At 58.6% G+C, this 17,248-nt stretch carries 18 protein-coding genes; 9 read left to right on the top strand and 9 right to left on the bottom strand.

From position 1 onward, the window contains the following. Positions 1 to 8: 8 nt before the first annotated feature. From phnF to AC13QY_RS00635, 3 genes are all read left to right on the top strand, one after another. Positions 9 to 767 carry a phosphonate metabolism transcriptional regulator PhnF gene (phnF, locus tag AC13QY_RS00645; RefSeq protein ID WP_069610056.1) on the top strand — a complete coding sequence of 253 codons (759 nt, stop codon included), beginning with the start codon at positions 9 to 11 and terminating at the stop codon, positions 765 to 767. A 100-nt stretch (positions 768 to 867) separates the two neighbouring features. Beyond that, positions 868 to 1,689 (top strand): class I SAM-dependent methyltransferase, encoded by an 822-nt coding sequence (locus AC13QY_RS00640; protein WP_113350844.1) that lies wholly within the window; start codon positions 868 to 870, stop codon positions 1,687 to 1,689. Between the two features lie 130 nt (positions 1,690 to 1,819). Further along, a complete protein-coding gene (locus AC13QY_RS00635) occupies positions 1,820 to 2,986 on the top strand; it encodes an acyltransferase family protein (RefSeq protein ID WP_246661739.1) in 1,167 nt (388 codons plus the stop codon). A gap of 5 nt (positions 2,987 to 2,991) precedes the next feature. Here the strand turns inward: AC13QY_RS00635 and AC13QY_RS00630 are convergent, their stop codons facing one another. After that, positions 2,992 to 4,941 carry an FUSC family protein gene (locus AC13QY_RS00630; RefSeq protein WP_162751538.1) on the bottom strand — a complete coding sequence of 650 codons (1,950 nt, stop codon included), beginning with the start codon at positions 4,939 to 4,941 and terminating at the stop codon, positions 2,992 to 2,994. Between the two features lie 165 nt (positions 4,942 to 5,106). Here AC13QY_RS00630 and AC13QY_RS00625 point away from each other — a divergent pair, with 165 nt between their 5' ends. Then, entirely contained in the window at positions 5,107 to 6,009 is a 903-nt protein-coding gene (locus tag AC13QY_RS00625; protein ID WP_113329355.1) for a LysR family transcriptional regulator, read from the top strand. A gap of 7 nt (positions 6,010 to 6,016) precedes the next feature. Here AC13QY_RS00625 and AC13QY_RS00620 read toward each other — a convergent pair whose 3' ends face one another. Further along, the gene (locus AC13QY_RS00620; protein WP_113350846.1) at positions 6,017 to 6,943 is read right to left on the bottom strand and encodes a cation diffusion facilitator family transporter; all 927 of its coding nucleotides are present in this window, start codon (positions 6,941 to 6,943) and stop codon (positions 6,017 to 6,019) included. 147 nt (positions 6,944 to 7,090) lie between these two features. Further along, positions 7,091 to 7,972, bottom strand: coding sequence for a helix-turn-helix transcriptional regulator (locus tag AC13QY_RS00615; RefSeq protein ID WP_246661162.1), 882 nt, complete (start codon positions 7,970 to 7,972; stop codon positions 7,091 to 7,093). 123 nt (positions 7,973 to 8,095) lie between these two features. On the opposite strand from AC13QY_RS00615, the gene AC13QY_RS00610 reads away from it, so the two are divergent. Further along, positions 8,096 to 9,328, top strand: a complete 1,233-nt coding sequence (locus AC13QY_RS00610) for a cytochrome P450 (RefSeq protein ID WP_113351066.1) — start codon at positions 8,096 to 8,098, stop codon at positions 9,326 to 9,328. A 30-nt stretch (positions 9,329 to 9,358) separates the two neighbouring features. After that, on the top strand, positions 9,359 to 9,679 hold the full coding sequence (locus tag AC13QY_RS00605; RefSeq protein ID WP_112721834.1) for a 2Fe-2S iron-sulfur cluster-binding protein: 321 nt from the start codon (positions 9,359 to 9,361) through the stop codon (positions 9,677 to 9,679). Between the two features lie 166 nt (positions 9,680 to 9,845). Here AC13QY_RS00605 and AC13QY_RS00600 read toward each other — a convergent pair whose 3' ends face one another. From AC13QY_RS00600 to AC13QY_RS00590, 3 genes are all read right to left on the bottom strand, one after another. After that, a complete protein-coding gene (locus AC13QY_RS00600; RefSeq protein WP_113350847.1) occupies positions 9,846 to 10,892 on the bottom strand; it encodes an isopenicillin N synthase family dioxygenase in 1,047 nt (348 codons plus the stop codon). Between the two features lie 220 nt (positions 10,893 to 11,112). After that, positions 11,113 to 11,628 (bottom strand): P-loop NTPase family protein, encoded by a 516-nt coding sequence (locus tag AC13QY_RS00595; RefSeq protein ID WP_113350848.1) that lies wholly within the window; start codon positions 11,626 to 11,628, stop codon positions 11,113 to 11,115. Positions 11,629 to 11,734: 106 nt separating this feature from the next. After that, positions 11,735 to 12,238 (bottom strand): NUDIX hydrolase, encoded by a 504-nt coding sequence (locus AC13QY_RS00590; RefSeq protein WP_113351067.1) that lies wholly within the window; start codon positions 12,236 to 12,238, stop codon positions 11,735 to 11,737. 132 nt (positions 12,239 to 12,370) lie between these two features. On the opposite strand from AC13QY_RS00590, the gene AC13QY_RS00585 reads away from it, so the two are divergent. The 3 genes from AC13QY_RS00585 (at position 12,371) to AC13QY_RS00575 (ending at position 14,265) form a co-directional block, all read left to right on the top strand. Next, positions 12,371 to 12,757: a VOC family protein gene (locus AC13QY_RS00585; protein ID WP_113351068.1), complete on the top strand. Its 387-nt coding sequence runs from the start codon at positions 12,371 to 12,373 to the stop codon at positions 12,755 to 12,757. A gap of 159 nt (positions 12,758 to 12,916) precedes the next feature. Further along, entirely contained in the window at positions 12,917 to 13,648 is a 732-nt protein-coding gene (locus tag AC13QY_RS00580) for a phosphodiesterase (RefSeq protein WP_113329349.1), read from the top strand. A gap of 101 nt (positions 13,649 to 13,749) precedes the next feature. Beyond that, on the top strand, positions 13,750 to 14,265 hold the full coding sequence (locus AC13QY_RS00575) for a hypothetical protein (protein ID WP_246661161.1): 516 nt from the start codon (positions 13,750 to 13,752) through the stop codon (positions 14,263 to 14,265). Positions 14,266 to 14,356: 91 nt separating this feature from the next. On the opposite strand, the gene AC13QY_RS00570 is transcribed toward AC13QY_RS00575, so the two are convergent. The 3 genes from AC13QY_RS00570 to AC13QY_RS00560 form a co-directional block, all read right to left on the bottom strand. Continuing rightward, entirely contained in the window at positions 14,357 to 15,013 is a 657-nt protein-coding gene (locus AC13QY_RS00570) for a DUF3313 domain-containing protein (RefSeq protein ID WP_113350849.1), read from the bottom strand. A 68-nt stretch (positions 15,014 to 15,081) separates the two neighbouring features. After that, the gene (locus tag AC13QY_RS00565; protein ID WP_113350850.1) at positions 15,082 to 16,419 is read right to left on the bottom strand and encodes an ATP-binding protein; all 1,338 of its coding nucleotides are present in this window, start codon (positions 16,417 to 16,419) and stop codon (positions 15,082 to 15,084) included. Continuing rightward, entirely contained in the window at positions 16,416 to 17,147 is a 732-nt protein-coding gene (locus AC13QY_RS00560) for a response regulator (RefSeq protein ID WP_233788651.1), read from the bottom strand. Before AC13QY_RS00560 ends, AC13QY_RS00565 begins: the two co-directional genes overlap by 4 nt. Positions 17,148 to 17,248: the final 101 nt, after the last annotated feature.

The raw sequence follows: 17,248 nt of genomic DNA, 5'->3' as shown, positions 1-17,248 counted from the left end.
AGGCAGGCATGGAGAAGAAATTGCTGCACGGGCAATGGCAACAGGTCGAGAGCGATATTGCGGAGGATATCCTGACCGGTCGCCTGTCACCAAAGGCGCAGCTTCCGACGGAATCCGACCTGATGGAACGTTTCGGCGTCGGACGGCACACCATACGGCGCGCCATTTCCCGTCTCGAAAGCCGGGGGCTCGTGCTGGTCGAGCAGGGGCGCGGAACCTTCGTCAGGGATAGTCGCCTCGACTATCGCCTGTCCGAACGCACGCGCTTTTCCCAGAACCTGCTCGATCAAGGCAGAGAACCGCTCGGTCAGGCCATTCATGAGGAGGTTGTCCCGGCTTCGGAATTGATCGCAGAGGCTTTGCGGCTTCCACTTGGTGAGCCGGTTTATCATATTGTCCGCCGCGGCTTTGCCGACGAGGAGCCGATCAACTATTCGCATGCTTACTATCCGGTGCGCCGTTTTCCAGGTTTCGACGAGGCGCGGCGCAGCGGGCGAAGCGTCACCGTCATTCTGGCCGAATACGGCATCCCCGACTATATCCGCCTGCGCACGGATATCGTCGTCCGTCTGCCGACAAGCGAAGAGGCGAAACAGCTCTGCCAGTCCATGTCTCAGCCGGTGGCTGTGTCGAGAAAGGTGGATGTCGATCTCAAGGGCACGCCGATTTCCTATTCGGAATCCGTCTGGCCGGGCGAGCGCGTGCAATTCTCCATCGACAACACCAGCCAGCTTCTGGACGTGCTTGCGCGCGGTGACGCGGGCTGAATAGACCGGTTCTGTGCGATTGGGTCTCTTCAGAGCTGAATGACGCGTCTGCTGCGATATGCTAGTATCGGGCTTTCTCAGGCGCGCAGCGGGTGATGCGATGTTGGAAGCAGACAAGCTATTCGCTGGCTCGATTCCGGAAAATTACGACCGCCATATGGTGCCGTTGATTTTCGAGCCTTATGCGGCAGATATAGCCCAGCGAGCAGCGTCCTTGCGGCCCGACGCAGTGTTGGAAATCGCTGCAGGCACCGGCGTTGTCACCCGCGCATTGGCGCCGAAATTATCCCCCGGTGCAAACTACGTCGTCACCGACCTCAACCAGCCGATGCTCGATTACGCCGCTTCGCGGCAGGCTCCCGACAGCCGCATCACATGGCAGCAGGCGGATGCCCAGTCGTTGCCCTTCGAAAATGCATCCTTCGATCTCGTCTTTTGCCAGTTCGGCGCCATGTTTTTTCCGGACCGTATCTCGGCCTACCGCCAGGCAAAGCGCGTTCTGAAGCCCGGTGGGCATTTCCTCTTCAACGTCTGGGACCGCATCGAAGAGAACATATTCGCGGATGATGTCACGAACGCGCTTGCCCGGATTTTTCCCAACGATCCGCCACGCTTTCTGGCGCGCACTCCGCATGGCTATCACGATGTGGATCGGATTCGCGGCGATCTCGAGAACGCTGGTTTCTCCGAAATTGCGATTGAAACGAGGGCCGAGCAAAGCCGGGCATCTTCGCCGCGTCTTCCGGCCGTAGCTTATTGTCAGGGAACTCTGCTCCGTAACGAAATCGAAGCCAGAGAAGCGGAGAAGCTGCAGGCTGCGACCGACTATGTCGCCGCCGCAATCGAAGCCAGACACGGTAGCGGCGAAGTTGCTGCTAAAATTCAGGCACATATCATCCTGGCGACGGCTTATCCTGCCTAACGTCTGAAATATTAACTGAAGAATAACTATAATCTAAAGCAGGGCTGCCGATTTATGCATGCGGCGACGAGTTATTATATTGTCGTGGATACCAAATGGAGATCCAGGGCAATATTCGCTGAGCTTTCCGGTGAGGTTTTATAAGGAAATACCTGAGGGACGAGATGCGGGCGGCAACGCCGGCAAATCCGCTCATATGCTCTTGAACCTTCAGGTGCTGCGCGCGCTCGCAGCCTCTTCCGTGGTCATCGCCCATGCTCTGCACGAAACAGAGATCCTTGCAGCAGCGACAGGACGTGCAGCGGTCGATGGCTCTGCCTGGAATCTCGGTTTCGGCGTCGACATCTTCTTCGTTCTTTCCGGCTTCATCATGACCCACACTGCAGCATCGGAGTTCGGCAAGAGCGGCGCTCCGCTGCATTTTTTTTTACGGCGTTGCGCTCGTGTCGTCCCCCTCTATTGGCTTTTGACGAGTATCATGCTGCTTGGCGCGCTCGCGGCACCCTCGCTGCTCGTCGTTCCCGTCGGCTCCATATCCCATGTTCTCGCCTCCTATTTCTTCATTCCGTCCGGGCGTGGCGTGGGGGAGATCAGGCCGGTGCTCGCGCTTGGCTGGACTCTGAATTACGAGATGCTGTTCTATGTGTTCTTCGCACTGGCGCTCCTTTTGCCGATAAGGGTGGGGGTCATCTGGCTGTCGGTGCTCATGGTCGGCATGGCGCTCGTCGGAAATCTCGTTGACCCCAGCCATGTCCAGATAGCATTCTGGACGAGCCCGATCATTCTGGAGTTCCTGTTTGGCGTCTATGTCGCTCTGATTTTCCGCAGCGGCGTGAGGATCGGCAAGGGTATTGCGTTCGGGCTCGTGGCCATAGGGCTTCTTGGCTTCGTTCATGTCTCCACGCTTTGGAACGATGCGGCCTTGCCGCAATTCCTGCGAAGCGGTTTGCCTGCGGCTCTGTTCGTTCTTGCGGCCGCAATCGGTCCTGTTTTGCCTCATAAGAGACCTGTACTCTGGAGTGTCGCTTTGGGAGATGCCTCCTATAGCCTCTACCTCGCCCATCCCTTTATCCTGCGACCCATGCGAGCCATTTGGGCGAAAGTGATCGGAGGGGCTCTGCCGCTTGGTTTGTTCGCTGGCTTCTCGACGCTCGCTGCTGCCCTGCTTGCCCTGGCGCTCTTCAGAGGTATCGAGAAGCCGCTTACGCGCCGCGTGCAGAGCGTCGTGCTCGGCTCGGCACGGCGCAAGCGGATATCGGCTGGGGCGCTCCCGGCAGCGGATACCGAGAGTGCCTGACGCTTTCAGGCGGTTCGCTTTTGGCGAAGGTAATCGACGTGGTTCAATGCCGCCGAGGCGATCGTGTCGAGCTGGGTCGCAGCACGGATCAGCGTGTGGCGGGTCGAGATGTCGGGCTTGCTGATCCAGTAGGAAAGATGTTGGGCGGCCGCGCGCGAGACTTTTGCAAGACGAGCCGGATCGCCGCGGCCGAGCTGACGCAGCACGACGTTCAGTGGTTTGGCAAGATGAGGGTGCTCTCTTGCCAGTTCGGCGAGCGTGATCGCAGCCTCGCCGATCGCAAGCGCGGCAAGCATTCCCCTTAGGTCGTCTTCCGCCTGTTTCTCGGGAACGCCGGCATTCGCTGCGGCCTGGCCCGCCAGGCGGTCGGCCGTCCTGCTCAGCCAATGCTCTCTCGTCCAATGGCCCGGAGACCGGCCGATATCCGCCAGATCGCGCAGCGTGGCGCGTTGCAGGCGCTGCCGCTTTGCCGGCAGGTTGGATGGAAAGAGCAGCGTGAAGACGAGTACGCCCGATCCCACACCAAGGATCAGCGCTAGGGCACCGTTCATGAAAGAAGCCGCATCGGCACGGCTGGTATTATCTGGGCCGACCAGATCCAGAAACAGAAAGGCAAAGCTCGTTGCCAGGGCGGCAGTGCGGACGTTGCGCATGGCAAGCCCGGTTGCAAACATGATGATGCCGATGACCATGGCCAGTTCGGTAAAGTCCGACAGCATCGGCAGGATGGCGAAATTGCAGATCGCTGCCGCAATCACCGCGACGAGCCCGCCCTTGAGGAAACCCATTCCGCCGACCACCGGATTGGGCCGGGTGGCAAACAGGGCGCAGATGACACCGAGAATGACAATGAAGCTCGGGCCGGATGGCCAGGCGGTTGCGATCCAGAACCAGGATCCGATGACGATGGCGACGAAGGTGCGAATACCGTTTTGAACTGCGTCGCGATGATCGACGTGGAAGGAGAGCCTTAGCCTTGAGGAGGGGGCTTTCTCGTCCGAAAACAGGGCCTGGCGCGTGAGTGCGCCATGGGCGGCTTCAAGCAGCCTGTCGAGGTGATCCAGGATCAGAAGCCGAGGCGGGATCGCATGATCGGAGTCAACAGTAGTTTCGGAGAGTGCAATCTGAACATCTGCCCGCAATGCGGCAATGATATTGGGAGCGACCGGTGATGCCGAGCCGATAGCGTCGAGTGCCATAGCTGCTTTCTCGACGAGAGGTTCATCGAGATCCGGTCGCTCCGCGAGATGCTCGCGCAGAGACTGGGCGATCGCCATCTGGGTCAGCATTGCGACTGCGGCGCCGCGTAGATGGCCCAAACGGCTGCGTACGGAACGGGAGCTTGCGGCGGCATATTCTGCAGCGGCATCCAGTTCCAACGCGCCCGTCAGTAGCCCTCGGAAACCCGAAGTGTTGCTCTGGCCGCGCAATGCGCGCGCGCAGAGATCGGAGACCTGGCGGAGATATGTTGTCAGGCGGTTCTGGGTCTCCTGCAGCGGCGTGCCAGGCGCGAAGACGGTGGTGAAAACCGCTTCCGTCATGATCCCCAGGGCGATGTAGATTACCCGTGCCACCGCAATGTCGAAGACCTCCAGCGGCGAACCGATGGAATCGAATGCGACGATAGCCGCGGTGTATCCTGCCAACACGGCACCGTAGGCGCGAAAATTGCGCAAGCCGGTGGCGAGCGCCGTGCACAGTCCCAGCCATAGGGCGAGCGACAGAATGAACAGCTCCGGCGCCTGCATGAAAAGCGCGACCATGGCCACCGCGGCAACGGCCCCGATGATCGTGCCCAAAATTCTGTATTGGCCTTTTGAAAGGCTCATGCCGCGGTTGGATTGAGCAACGATCCAGACCGTCATCGGCGCCCATTTCGGATCGTCGAGATTGAGCAGGAAGGCGATGTAGAGCGCTACGAGCGAGGCTGCGGTCGTTCGTAGCGCGAAACCCACTGCCGGTCGCGTCAACCACGGTGGCAACGCAAGCCCATGTGCCAAGGAGCTGAATAGTCGTGCTGAGTTGAGAGGTGCCACGGTCATGCGCGTAGCCATAACGGTATGGACGAATAAGGATAATGGCGTAAATTCAGGATATATTGTTGCTGAAAACGGTAGAATATGGCCAGAGACCTCGAGAGCATTCGGATTTTTCTGCGCGTTGCGGAACGCGGCAGTTTCACCGCCGCCGCGACACAACTGCGGCTGCCTTTGACGAGCGTCAGCCGCCGCGTAAAACAGCTCGAGGACGATCTCGGCGTTCAATTGTTGTATCGCACGACCCGGCGTGTATCGGTCACGGATGCCGGGCGCGACTATTACGAGCGCTGCATCAGGGCAGAGGAGATCCTGGAGGAGGCGGACCAGACAGCACGCGCTGTGCGCATCGAGCCGCAGGGTATGCTGCGCGTCCTCATGCCCTATACCCTCGGCCTGAGTGTCGTGGAGCCAAGACTGGGCGAGTTTCGGCAGAACTATCAAAAGGTGCAGCTGGCCCTGACTTACGATAACTATCCCCTCGACCTCATCGAGCACGGCTTCGACGTGGCATTGCGAACGGGGCCGCTCTCCGATTCCGGCTATTCTGTGCGCACGCTCGGTCGGTCTCGCGCCCACCTAGCCGCAAGCCCCGCCTATCTCGACAGGTTCGGCCGACCGGAACGTCCACAGGATCTCAGAGAGCATGCCGTGATGATGATGGGCGCCGGCACATCTTTGGCGACGGTGCGCTTGCTCGACGAAGCCAGCAATGTGGCCGAGGTCATCGTCAAGCCGATCCTGATGTCGAACGAGGTAACCACCATCATCCGCCAGGCCGTTGCCGGTGCAGGCATAGCGCTGGTATCGCCTCAACTGGCCGCGCAGCACTTTGCGCGCGGCGAACTCGAAGCGGTTCTCCCGCAATGGCAGCGAGCCGATGATATCGAGCTCAACGCACTCTTTCCAAGACGCGCTACGTCGGATCGAAAGGTGCGCAGTTTCGTCGATTTTCTCGCCGAAGTGTTCAAGGATTGGCGGGGGTAGCGGCTGCTCAATCCGCCCATTCCGGATCCGTCGTAAAAGCGATCGTCAGCCAGCGGTCCGGCCCTTCGTCGCCGATCGCTTCACCGATTTCGTCGCGGATATGGTCCCATTCCTCCAGCTTCTTCGTCGGTCCATCCGGTGGAACGATGAAGTAGAGTTCGATCTGCTTGCCGCGGCCGACCCGCGCGACATAGGAGCGGTAGGATAAGAAATTGTAGCGTCGAACTATGTCGGTCGCGACGCGATCGACATGTTCCCGAAGATCCGCAGGTGTCACGAGCAGGATGTCGGCGAATGCCTGCTTGATCGTTCCGATCGGCATGGGAATGACGATGAGGCAGACGAGAGCCAGAGCGACCGGATCGACATAAGGCGACATCCACTGCAGCTTCGTTCCCTGAATGAAAAAGCCGAAGATGAAGGCGAGGAGCAATGCGCCGCTGAGGCTGCCGGTCATGATCCAGGCCTTGGCGTCCAGTGCGATGAAATTGGATCTGAGCGTCTTGTTCGCGCGGTTGCCATAAGCCGCCATCAGGAAGGCGATGAACATGGTCAGCACCGCGTAGATGATGGCTTGATCGAAAGAGAGATGACGGCCGCCGGCCATGATGCTGCCGATGGCGTTGATCAGGGCATAGACCGCGGCTCCCATCAGGAGGACGCCATTGAGGCCAAGCACCATCGGCTCGAGGTGCCAGAAGCCCATGGTGAAATGCTTGGCGAATTTGCCGGCGGGTGTCGTGTTCGTCGCGGAGGATATGATCAGATTGGAAACGATCAGCGCCACGATCGTCATGCTCGCATCGGTAAGCGCGTAGACGCCGTCAAAGACGATCGCATAGGAGCCGGAGAGAATGCCGAAGACGATACCGGCGACGGCCAGAACGAATGTCACGATGATGGAAATGCGCAGGACGCTTTGTTCGGTCGTCACTTCTTAATCCCCAGCTAAAGCGCGGCATGCATTTCGAATAATCTGGCATGCACGACAGACTTCTATCGCGTCATATGTCCCAAGCCAATCGAGATGGTTCTGTCATGAAATACTCTTCAAGCGTAAGCTGAGAGGCACTCAATCACCTTAGGATCGGCGTGGTCTGTCGTTCTCGCCCTGCCGTCTAAACTCGCTCGGCGTGACGCCCACTAGCTTCTTGAAGTCACGGGCAAAGTGGAATGGATCAGGGTAGCCGCATCTGGCGGCGATCTTGCCGATCTGCTCATCCGTTACCACCAGTAGCCGCTTGGCGGCGTTTACGCGCTCGTGCCGTAGCCAGTCGATAGGCGTCGTTCCCGTTCTCTGACGGAAGCGTCGGAACAGTTGGGCTTGGCTCAGATTGGCGGCGGGCGCGAGCTCTGCCACCGTCCAGGCGCGTGACAGATCGGCTCGAACCGTCTCCATGACCCGCTGCAGGCGCTGAACGGCGCCGCCAACGTCACTATTGTAGGCCCGCTCCGATACCAATGAAGAGATCAACTGGGCGAGCAAGGCGAAGCACTGGCTCTCTGCAAAGAAGCCTCTTCCTTCCACTTCACCGAGGATTCCCTCAAAGATGCCTTGTAGATTGTGCACAGCCTTCATGTCGAAAACCGGATTGGCGACCACGCCAAGGCTGTCAAACAGGGTATCGAGCCCGTATCCGACGAAGCCCACCCATAGATAGGACCAGTGCGCATGGCGTGGCTCGCAGCGATGCGAATACAACATTGAGGAGTCCAGCCAGGCGATCGTCCCCTCATGCAGCAGGCTGGAGACTCCGTTGACCTGCAACAGGCCTTTTCCGCTGAGAGTAAGGATCAAAGTGTGATGGTTGAAGCGGTGGGCTATCGGCATTTCCGCTGGCGTGCAGATCCGGCGTCCGGCGGCGAGAAGCGTGTAGGGAAAGGCGCGGGACAACTTGCCCGGAGTCTGAAAGAAGACGTCGTCAAGGGGGAGGGTTGCTGGTGAAGTCGCTTTATCGGTCATGGCGACCTAACCCTATTGGGGAATGAGAGTTTTATCCATATGGCTGCGGTTGGCATCCATGTCTTTTCATGCCGTGCCGCTGTATTCTACGGTGATAAACCAGAATGGACAAAGGTCCTGATTATGCCGACGGCAACCCCAGCATTCGATCCGCTCAGCCAAGCGTTCACTGACGATCCCTATGTCGCCTACCGTGAGCTGCGCGCCACTCCCGGTCCCGTCTATTACGAGCATTTCGACATATGGCTGCTGTCGCGCTATCAGGATGTGGCCGTTGCCGCCGCTGACAAGACGCTCGTGCGCTCGCTCGAATTCTTTCTTTCCCCGGAGGAGATACAGGAGCAGAAGGTTCGGCAGAATTGGCACGACATGCCGAACCATTCGCGCTTCGTGCAATTCAGCCTTCTGGATTCCGATGGTGAAACCCATGACCGGCTGCGCCGCAAGGTGTTCCGTGAATTTACCCCGGCACTCGTTGCGCGCCAGCGCGGCATGATACAGGATTTCGTCGACCGCCTGCTCGACCGTCTCCTACAGGCAGGTACGATCGATTTCGTCGAAGATCTTGCCTCACAGGTTCCGGGCCACATCATCGGCTCCGTGCTGGGTGTGCCGGAGGAATATGCCGGGCAGCTGCGCAAGTGGTCGGAAGAGGTCGTGCAGTATTTCGATGTCGATCGCAGCGCCGAGCGCAAGGCGATCGCCGAACGCGCGACGACGGAATTCTACGAACTCCTCAAGGAACTCATCGCCGAGCGTGTACGCAATCCGCGCGACGATCTTCTCTGTCGGCTGACCGAGGCGCATGTTGCCGGCGAGCTGACCGAAGACGAACTCGTGTCCACCTGCATGCTGATCCTCATGGCCGGACATGGCTCGACCATCGATGTGCTGGGTAGCGGCATGCATGCTTTGATGCAATATCCCGATGCTCTGAGCAAGCTGCGGGAAACCCAGGCCGTGATGCCGACTGCCATCCAGGAAATGTTCCGCTTCGAGTCACCGCTGCCATTCTTTCATCGCTACCTGACGGAAGAAAAGACGATTGCCGGCACGCCGCTGCCTAAGGGCACGAAGATCGGCCTGCTCTATGGCGCTGCCAATCGTGATCCGGAGCAATTTGACTCACCCGATGTGTTCAATGTCGAGCGCACCCCCAACCGCCATCTGGCCTTCGGCGGCGGCGCGCATTTCTGTCTCGGCAATCATCTCGCGCGGCTGGACATGGAGATCATTTTCTCGACGCTCCTGCGACGCACCCGCGCGATAGAACTGCTGGATGACAGTCCCGCCTACAAGCGCGGGCTCTCGGTGCGCGGTCCGCAACGTCTGGATGTTCGTCTTATTGCCGCGTGAACGGGCTTACCGAAAAATATGGAGAATGCAATGTGTGAAATCGTGTTCATCGATTCCGCTGGTCGTGAGACGCGTGTTAAGGCACAGGAGGGTGAAACTCTGATGGCTGTGGCCGTCAGGAGCGGCATCGATGGCATCGTGGCACAATGCGGCGGCGCCTTGGCCTGCGGTACCTGTCATTGCTACATCGAGCAACCTCATCTCGATCTTCTGCCGCCGCCTTCCGAAGAAGAGGCGACGATGATCGAATTCGTGATGGAGCCGGCGCCGAACAGCCGCTTGAGCTGTCAGATTCTCGCAAGCAGCGTCGTCGACGGCATGCGTGTCGTCGTGCCGGATAGTCAGCACTAGGGACGGTTCAGTTTTTCACGGAATCTCTGAACCGCTCTATCTCTTTGGTTTCGCGCAATTCCGGACGGAAAACCACTGCGCACTTTTCCTGGAATTGCTCTCGGAGCTGGCCTTCAGACGAGATGTCTGAGCTAGCGACCTCGTTCGAATTTTCAGAGTATCCGGCCTAAACCGGCTGTTCCGATGCCAGGAGATCGGCATAGTGGGCGCGAGCGACATCCGGGTGGGAACGCAAGCGGCTCTTCAGCTGGTTCTGACCAACTTCGCGGAAGATCGGGTTCAAGGGGTCGACCGAGATGCCGCGCTCCGATCGTTTCAGCTCTTCCGGCAACTCGATGACGGGGATCGTCGCATCCGGTCGGGAACCGAGGAAGAAGGCGACGGAGAAACGTTCGACGCCGGCAGGCGGTGCGATGACGTCATGCACGTCGGCGCGCACGAAGCCGTTCGTCGCAAGCTCAAGCAACTCGCCGGTATTGATGACGAAGGTGCCCGGCACCGGCGGTGCGTCGATCCAGACGCCGTCTTCCGTGCGCACGCGCAGGCCGGGCGTGGTGTCCTGGAGCAGCACGGTGACGAAGCCGCCATCCTTGTGAGCGCCGACACCCTGGTCCGTTTCGGCGACGTCGCGGCCGGGATAGCGGATGATCTTCAGAAGCTGCGAGGCCTGCGGCTCATAAATATCGGCGAAGACGTTTTCCTGCTGGCCGAGAGCTGCGGCGATCGCCTTCAGCACGTCGATGCCGATGCGCGTCACCTCGGCCTGATAGGCAAGCAGCAGAGGCTTGAGTTCCGGCAACGCCTCCGGCCACTGGTTCGGTCCCTGGAGGCGCCGCCAAGCCGGCGTGTCCGGACCGATCTCGAAGGGTGTACTTTCGGTGTTGATGTCGAGCTGCTCGCGCCAATCCTGTTCGCCGCGGGTACGCTCCTGGCCGGCGCGATTGTAGCCGCGGAAGTGCGGTGACTTGACCATCTCGATCTTGAGCTTTTCTTCCATGGGCAGCGCGAAGAAACGCTTGGCCGTTGCGACCACATCGGCAATCAGCTTGGGATCGACGCCGTGCCCCGTCAGATAGAAGAAGCCGTGATCGTAGAGCACCGTGCGAAGCTCTGCGATAAAGGCCTGATGTTCTGCCGGCGAAGCATAGAGGCGCTGGAGATCAAGCGTTGGAAGCGATGCATCGGAGCCAGTCGGCGTGGTATGGCGGGGCAATGAGGTTTCCTCTTCGAAGCTCGTCTTTGTTTTCGGACCGCAATGCCATCGCCTGCCGTGTCCGAGCCTGCAAATGGCTCTTATGGGCTTAGACAAGGCTAAAAGCCCTTCGTTATCAAAGCAAAGAAGATAATCTCAAAGATCGCGGATCTTTTGGAATGGTTTTACGGTCGTCGTTCTCGCGACTGCCGCTTATCTGAATAGTCATCAAGGCCGCAGTTCACCCCAATTCCTTCGTAAGCGCATCCAGCTCATCGACACTGCCTATCCGTGTCAGCGCCTTGCCGGCATTTTGCGCTTCCGTGCACAGGCGGCGAATGCCGGGCATCCAGTCTTGCTCGATTTCCCATATGGTCCGGAACAGATCTCGCGTCGGTGGCATGGCCGAAAGTCCGCCGGGCGCGTTTTCGATCGTGCCCGACTGCCAGGCGATCTGCCGCTCGGCCGCGAGCCAGAAATGCATCCAGAGCGGCATATCGATGAGGATGATCTCGGTCGCGCGATCTATCCGTGCCGGGATCGAATTCTTGTGCCCCAGGCCATCGATGACCCAATTCTCACCCGATAGGATCCGTTCATGCCGCTCGGCATAAGTCTCGATCGGTGTGGGAATCCAGCCTTCCTGCCAAAGCAGCCTGTCGATCTCGAAATGGGGAATCGCGTGGCGCTCGCTCAATTTGCGGGCGAGGGTGGATTTCCCACCGCCTGCATTTCCCAAAATGGCGATGCGCGACATTGGATGACGACCTGACGATTCGGGCCTATCGGAAACTCGGCAAACATGCCGGAGCTTTTATGAAGTTATTTCCTTGTTGTTGCAATTGATGCAGACGGCAGGAGACTCAGGCTGCGTCGCGCCGCACGAAATGCTGAATGCCAGCGGGATTGGTGACGATGAGGTTGCGTATGGGAGTTGGCACCAGGTCGAACCGGTCGAGCCCGACCAGCGTGGAAGGTGCCCAGCGAAATTCGAGGTCGGCATTGCCATCCTTCACCCGATGGACGATTTCCGTTTCGTGAAACGGAAATGGCTGCAGCAGCTCCGCCTCGTAATAGACGCTAACTTCGTGAACACGTCGTCCGGCAAATTCGAAGAAATTTTCGATGATGAAGCGTAAAGGTCCGATGGTCGCCTTGCAGCCGATTTCCTCTTCGATCTCGCGGGCAAGTGTCTCGGCGCCTGCCTCATGAAACTCCACCCGGCCGCCGGGCAAAGACCAGAAGTTGTCCGTGAGTGCGCGGTGAATTAGGATATGATCGCCGTGGCGGATCAATGCGCCGGCGCTCAACTGAAAGCGGGATTCTCCCGAATCCATGACGATCATGGTTCGTGCGGTTTCTGCCACGGGCGGCCTCCGATTGCGAGACGAGATGGAAATCATTTGCCAGATACCAGCATCCGGTTCTCAGATATAGTGAAGCAGTTTGAAGGTTGTTTTTCGTTTGCTTCGTTTCCCCTAATCGAGCAGGTCCTGGCGGTGCGTTTCGTAAATCCAATTCCCTTCGTCAGCGATATCGAGCGTTCGAAGGCGTTCTACTGTGAGCTGTTGGGCCTCAGGGTTTTGAATGACTTTGGCAGCTTCGTGCTGTTTGAAACCGGCTTTGCGATTCATGATGGAAAATCGCTGGAGCAAACGGTCTGGAGGGAAAGCAGCGAAGCATCCGAACCCTATGGGCGGCGAAACATCCTTCTCTATTTCGAACATGAGGACGTGGATGCTGCCTTCGAGGCGATAGCGCCGCATGTCAATCTCATTCATCCCGTCGAAAGGCAGGAATGGGGGCAGCGCGTATTCCGCTTCTATGATCCTGACGGTCATGCGGTGGAGATCGGCGAACCGCAGCGGGACCTGAAGGCCGGTTGATCCTTGCTGCCGTTAACCTGAAGCGACGGAGAATGGAAATGCGATCGCAGCATGTTCTCCAATGCGAGCCGGTTTGGCTGCACGCGAAGTCAAGGGAATGTATGGTCTGCGTCGCACCGATCGTTGTTTGACATATCACATCATCATGAAACGGATCTCATGCTTATCGCCCAGATTAGCGACATTCACGCCAGCCCGACGAATGATAGCATGGCGCGGCTTGACCGTGCCGTATCCTGGTTAGCGGTCCTTCAGCCAGATCTGCTGGTGGTCTCCGGCGACCTGGTTGATGGGAAATGGCTCGAAGGCTACGGCCTTATATCGACATCGCTCCATCGCCTTGCCTGTCGCTCATTGATCCTTCCGGGCAATTCGGACGATCGGGCCGTCATGCGGACGATCATGCCGCAACCGGATTATTGGCACGACCGGCCGGCAATGCATTTTATCGAACCCTGCGGCGGGTCTGTCATAATCGGGGTCGATACCTGCGTGGATGGCGAAGCCTATGGCGACGTCACGCAACATCTTTCCTGGTTGCGGCGGGCATTGGCGGGTAGCCCGAATGGCACGGCGTTGCTTTTCACCCACCATCATGTGTTCCCTTGCGGTATTCCCCCGTTGGATGCGGTCATGTGCAAGGGTACGCAAGCCTTGGCGGGTCTGCTGAAGAGCGGCATTAGACCGCCGGCCGCCATTTGTAGCGGCCATGTTCATCGGAGCATGTCGAGCCTGTTTGCGGGCATTCCGGCCTATACTTGCGGTTCCATATGCCCGGCCAATCCGCTGATGCTCGACGCATCTCGCGTGCCGCAAGCAGCGGACCCTCCCGCCTTGATGATTCATGATCTGAGACATGGTCATCTCGTCAGCAGTCATGTTTCGGTCTGAGGCAATTTCATCCTTGAGGCCGATATAGACCAGTTCCCAGGCGCCTGTGGCGCCGTGGTGGCATCTGCAATGGCACGGCGGTCGGCCGGCCAAGCGATGCGATGGCCCGTTTGGCCGGCCGCAATATTTCTCAACAAAAAAATGCACCGCCGAAACTGGAACTGGCCATACTGGCGAGGTCGTTCGCAGGAGGCTTGCATGGCGTTGTGCTTGCGGCGGCGAAGCAAGAGGATCAAGCAATGAAGATCTACTACGCGGCACTGACAATGATGGCGGCATCGGCTGCTGCCATTGGAACTGTCAGCTCCTGTTATGCCCAGGTCGTATTCCATGAGGACCAATCGTCAACCTATTCTCCGGGAGAAGGTCAGCCGGAAGCCGATTTTCTGCAGCGATGGAACCGCCGCCACGAAGAACGTCGCGAATGGGGGCAGAACTCCGACGATTTCGGCCCGTCTGATGTCATTCGTCTCCTGGTGCGTCGGGGATATCGGGTCAAGGATGTGCAAGACGTCGGACCACGCTATCTGGTTCGAGCATGGAGAGACGGAGACGACTTGTTGGTGAGCGTTTCGCGTTCCGGCGAGATCGTCGGCGTGGTTCACGACCGCGGCTGAGGACGTCTATGACGGGCGAAAGGCAGTGCAGATGCATTGCCTTTCGCTCCTATCTCATTGGATCATACACATCCTGCGACCCTGCATCCGTCTACCTCGTTCGGGTCAGAAGATCTGCAGCGCCCTTGTCTATTGCAACATAGGAGGCCTTCAGATTTCCGAACGACGCTCCAAGATTGAGCGCGCCCGGATATTGCTTGGAGACATAGGCAAGCAACAGGCGGTTGGATGTCGAATCAAAGATCTCGACCGCATAGGTCGCCGAGCCGGTCATCGATCCCTGTTTTCCGCGCGCCGCCTGGACGGTATTGTAGACGCCGCCGGCGATATCGAGATGCGAGGCTGGGCCAAGCACGGTATTGGTCGCCTCCGCACCGGCAAGCGTCAAGCGCAGACGCAGCGTGCTAGGGCCAGGAATGGCGGTCATCGAATAGCGTTGGGCAAGTACACTGCTGAACTTGTCATGCATATAGCGCGCGAGGTTCTGCTTGTCCTCTTCGGGCATGTTTGCGAACTGGCTGTCCTTGCCTCTATAGATGGAGACAGGCTCGACGATGATCTTGTCATAATGGTTCCAGTTCACGACCACCTTGTAGCTGAACGGTGCCCGGCCGGAACTGTCGCTCGGATCAGGTCTCAATTGCGCCGCTGATGCGAGGCCTTGATAGACCATGGGTTCGGAAGTGGCGCAGCCTGCTGCAGCAAGGGAAATGGCCGCCAATGCAAGGCATGCGGGAAGGGACTTCATGGAGAGCTCCTGGAGTGTTTTTGCGATCTCCTTGTAAAGTTTGCCCTTGTTGGGTTGTGTTCGGATTTTTATGAAAATGTTGCGGCATTGCCGATGCCGGAATTGGCAGGCAGGCGTATCACGACGGCCAAGCCGCTCGGCTTGCTGTCGCGCAATTCGAAACTGCCTCGATGGCCGATGGTGATGATTCCATGTGCAATGGAAAGCCCGAGGCCGAAACCACCGCCATTCCCGCTCGGCGAACGTGCCTTGTCGGCCTTGAAGAAGGGCTCCAGGACCTTCGGCTTCAAGTCGTCGGCGATGCCGGGGCCATCATCGGCAACCGTGATGACGACCGAACCGTCTTCGTCCTCGGCAAGCGTGAGATTGATGCGGCCGGCATGGCGGGAAGCGTTGTCGATCAGGTTCGATATGGCTCTCGATAGCGCCCGCGGCCGGCAGATATAGGGCAAGCGCCGCGGTCCGGCGAAAGTGACCTCGATGCCGGTATCGGCAAAGTCATCGGTCACGGTTTGCAGAAGGCTGGACAGCTCGACTTTCTTCAAAGCCTCAAGCTCGCCGCCGAGATAAGCGAGGCTTTCGTTGATCATGCCGGAAAGCACATCGATGTCTCTCAACATTTGTTGCCGCAAATCCGCTTGCTCGCAACGCTCGGTGCGCATTCTCAGCCGCGTCAACGGTGTGCGCAGGTCGTGGCTAATGGATGTCAGCATGCGGGTGCGCCCAGCCACCAGCTCGCGGATGCGTTTGCGCATGAGGTTGAGCGACGTTGCGAGACTCCGCAGCTCGGCCGAGCCACGAACGTCGAAAGGTTCGTCAAGCTCGTCATCGGAGCGCACACCTTCGGCTGCCTTTGCCAGATTGACGATTGGTCTTCCGATCAGCCATGCGGTCAGGATTGCCAGAATGGCTGCGGGGGCAACGATCAGCACAAGATTGCCGACCACGGCGGGGAGGACCCATCGTGTCGTGGAAAATTCTGGCAAGGCAAATACCAGGCTGCCATCTCCGGCTTTGACCGTCAAAGTCTTCGGATTGTTCCAGCCCATGAAGCCATAAGGATCGAGAAAGAGATTGTAATCGAGCAGCCGGCGCACGGCGGCGGCGATATCCTGTGTCGTGATTGGCAAACCTTCGGTCTGTTCACCGGTCGCCCTCCAGACATTGACGCCTTGCGCCCTGAACCTTGAAAGGATGGCGTCTCCTTGCGCTTCATCTGCCGAAAGCGCGAACTCCTTTGCGATGGTTTCGATGCGGCCTGCAAAAAGTCCGACTTCGACACCTTTGTCGAACCGGCCGCGAACGAATGGTTCGGTGCCGGCCGTTATGGTCGTGACGATGGTAGCAAGCAAAATGGTGAGAATGGCGATCTGGGTGCGGACTGATGATCGGGATAGCCACTTCACGGCAGATACTCGACATTCGCGGCGAAAAGATAGCCCCCAAGCCGCACGGTCTTGATGAAGATCGGCTCCTTCAGATTTGGTTCTATCTTCTGCCGAAGACGGCTGATTTGCGCGTCAACGCTGCGCTCGACCGGCCCGGCCGTTCCCGCATGTGTCATCGACAGCAGCTGTTCACGGGTCAGGATCTGGTTCGGATTGTGACAGAAGGCAAGCAGCAGATCGAATTCGGATGTTGTCATCAGCACCTCGGCCCCCTCGGGGTCCACGATCCGCCTGCTTCTTGGGTCGATCATCCAGCCTGAAAAGGTCATCTTCGTAAGCGGCTTCCGCTCCGATGTCTCCGCACCATACGAAGCTCTGCGAAGAAGCGCTTTGATCCTGGCGACGAGTTCCCGCGGGTTGAACGGCTTGGTGACATAGTCGTCTGCCCCAAGCTCAAGGCCGATGATGCGGTCGATATCCTCCGTGAGCGCGGTCAGCATCAGGATCGGGATCGTTCCAGCCGATCTCAGGCGCCGGCAGATGCTGAACCCATCTTCTCCGGGCAGCATGGCGTCGAGAATGATGAGATCGAACGGGTGCCTTTGCAATATCCTGTCCATCTCCGCGCCGCTTCGTACGGGGGAAGCGCGCAAGCCATGATCCTTGATCAGCTCGACTAACATGGTTGCAATCTCGTTATCGTCTTCGACGACGAGAATATGATGTGAAGGCTCAACCGTCCTCATGCGCGCAACCATGTTTGTAGATCCTGATCCTTCGCCCGTTATCCGCGTGCCGGAGTAAACCTTACGCTGCCTGAAAGGGCTGAAAGATGGGCCGAGAGCAA

It is taken from the genome of Martinezella sp. CNPSo 3795 (genome assembly GCF_057784475.1).
This window is presented reverse-complemented; position numbering and strand designations above follow the sequence as displayed.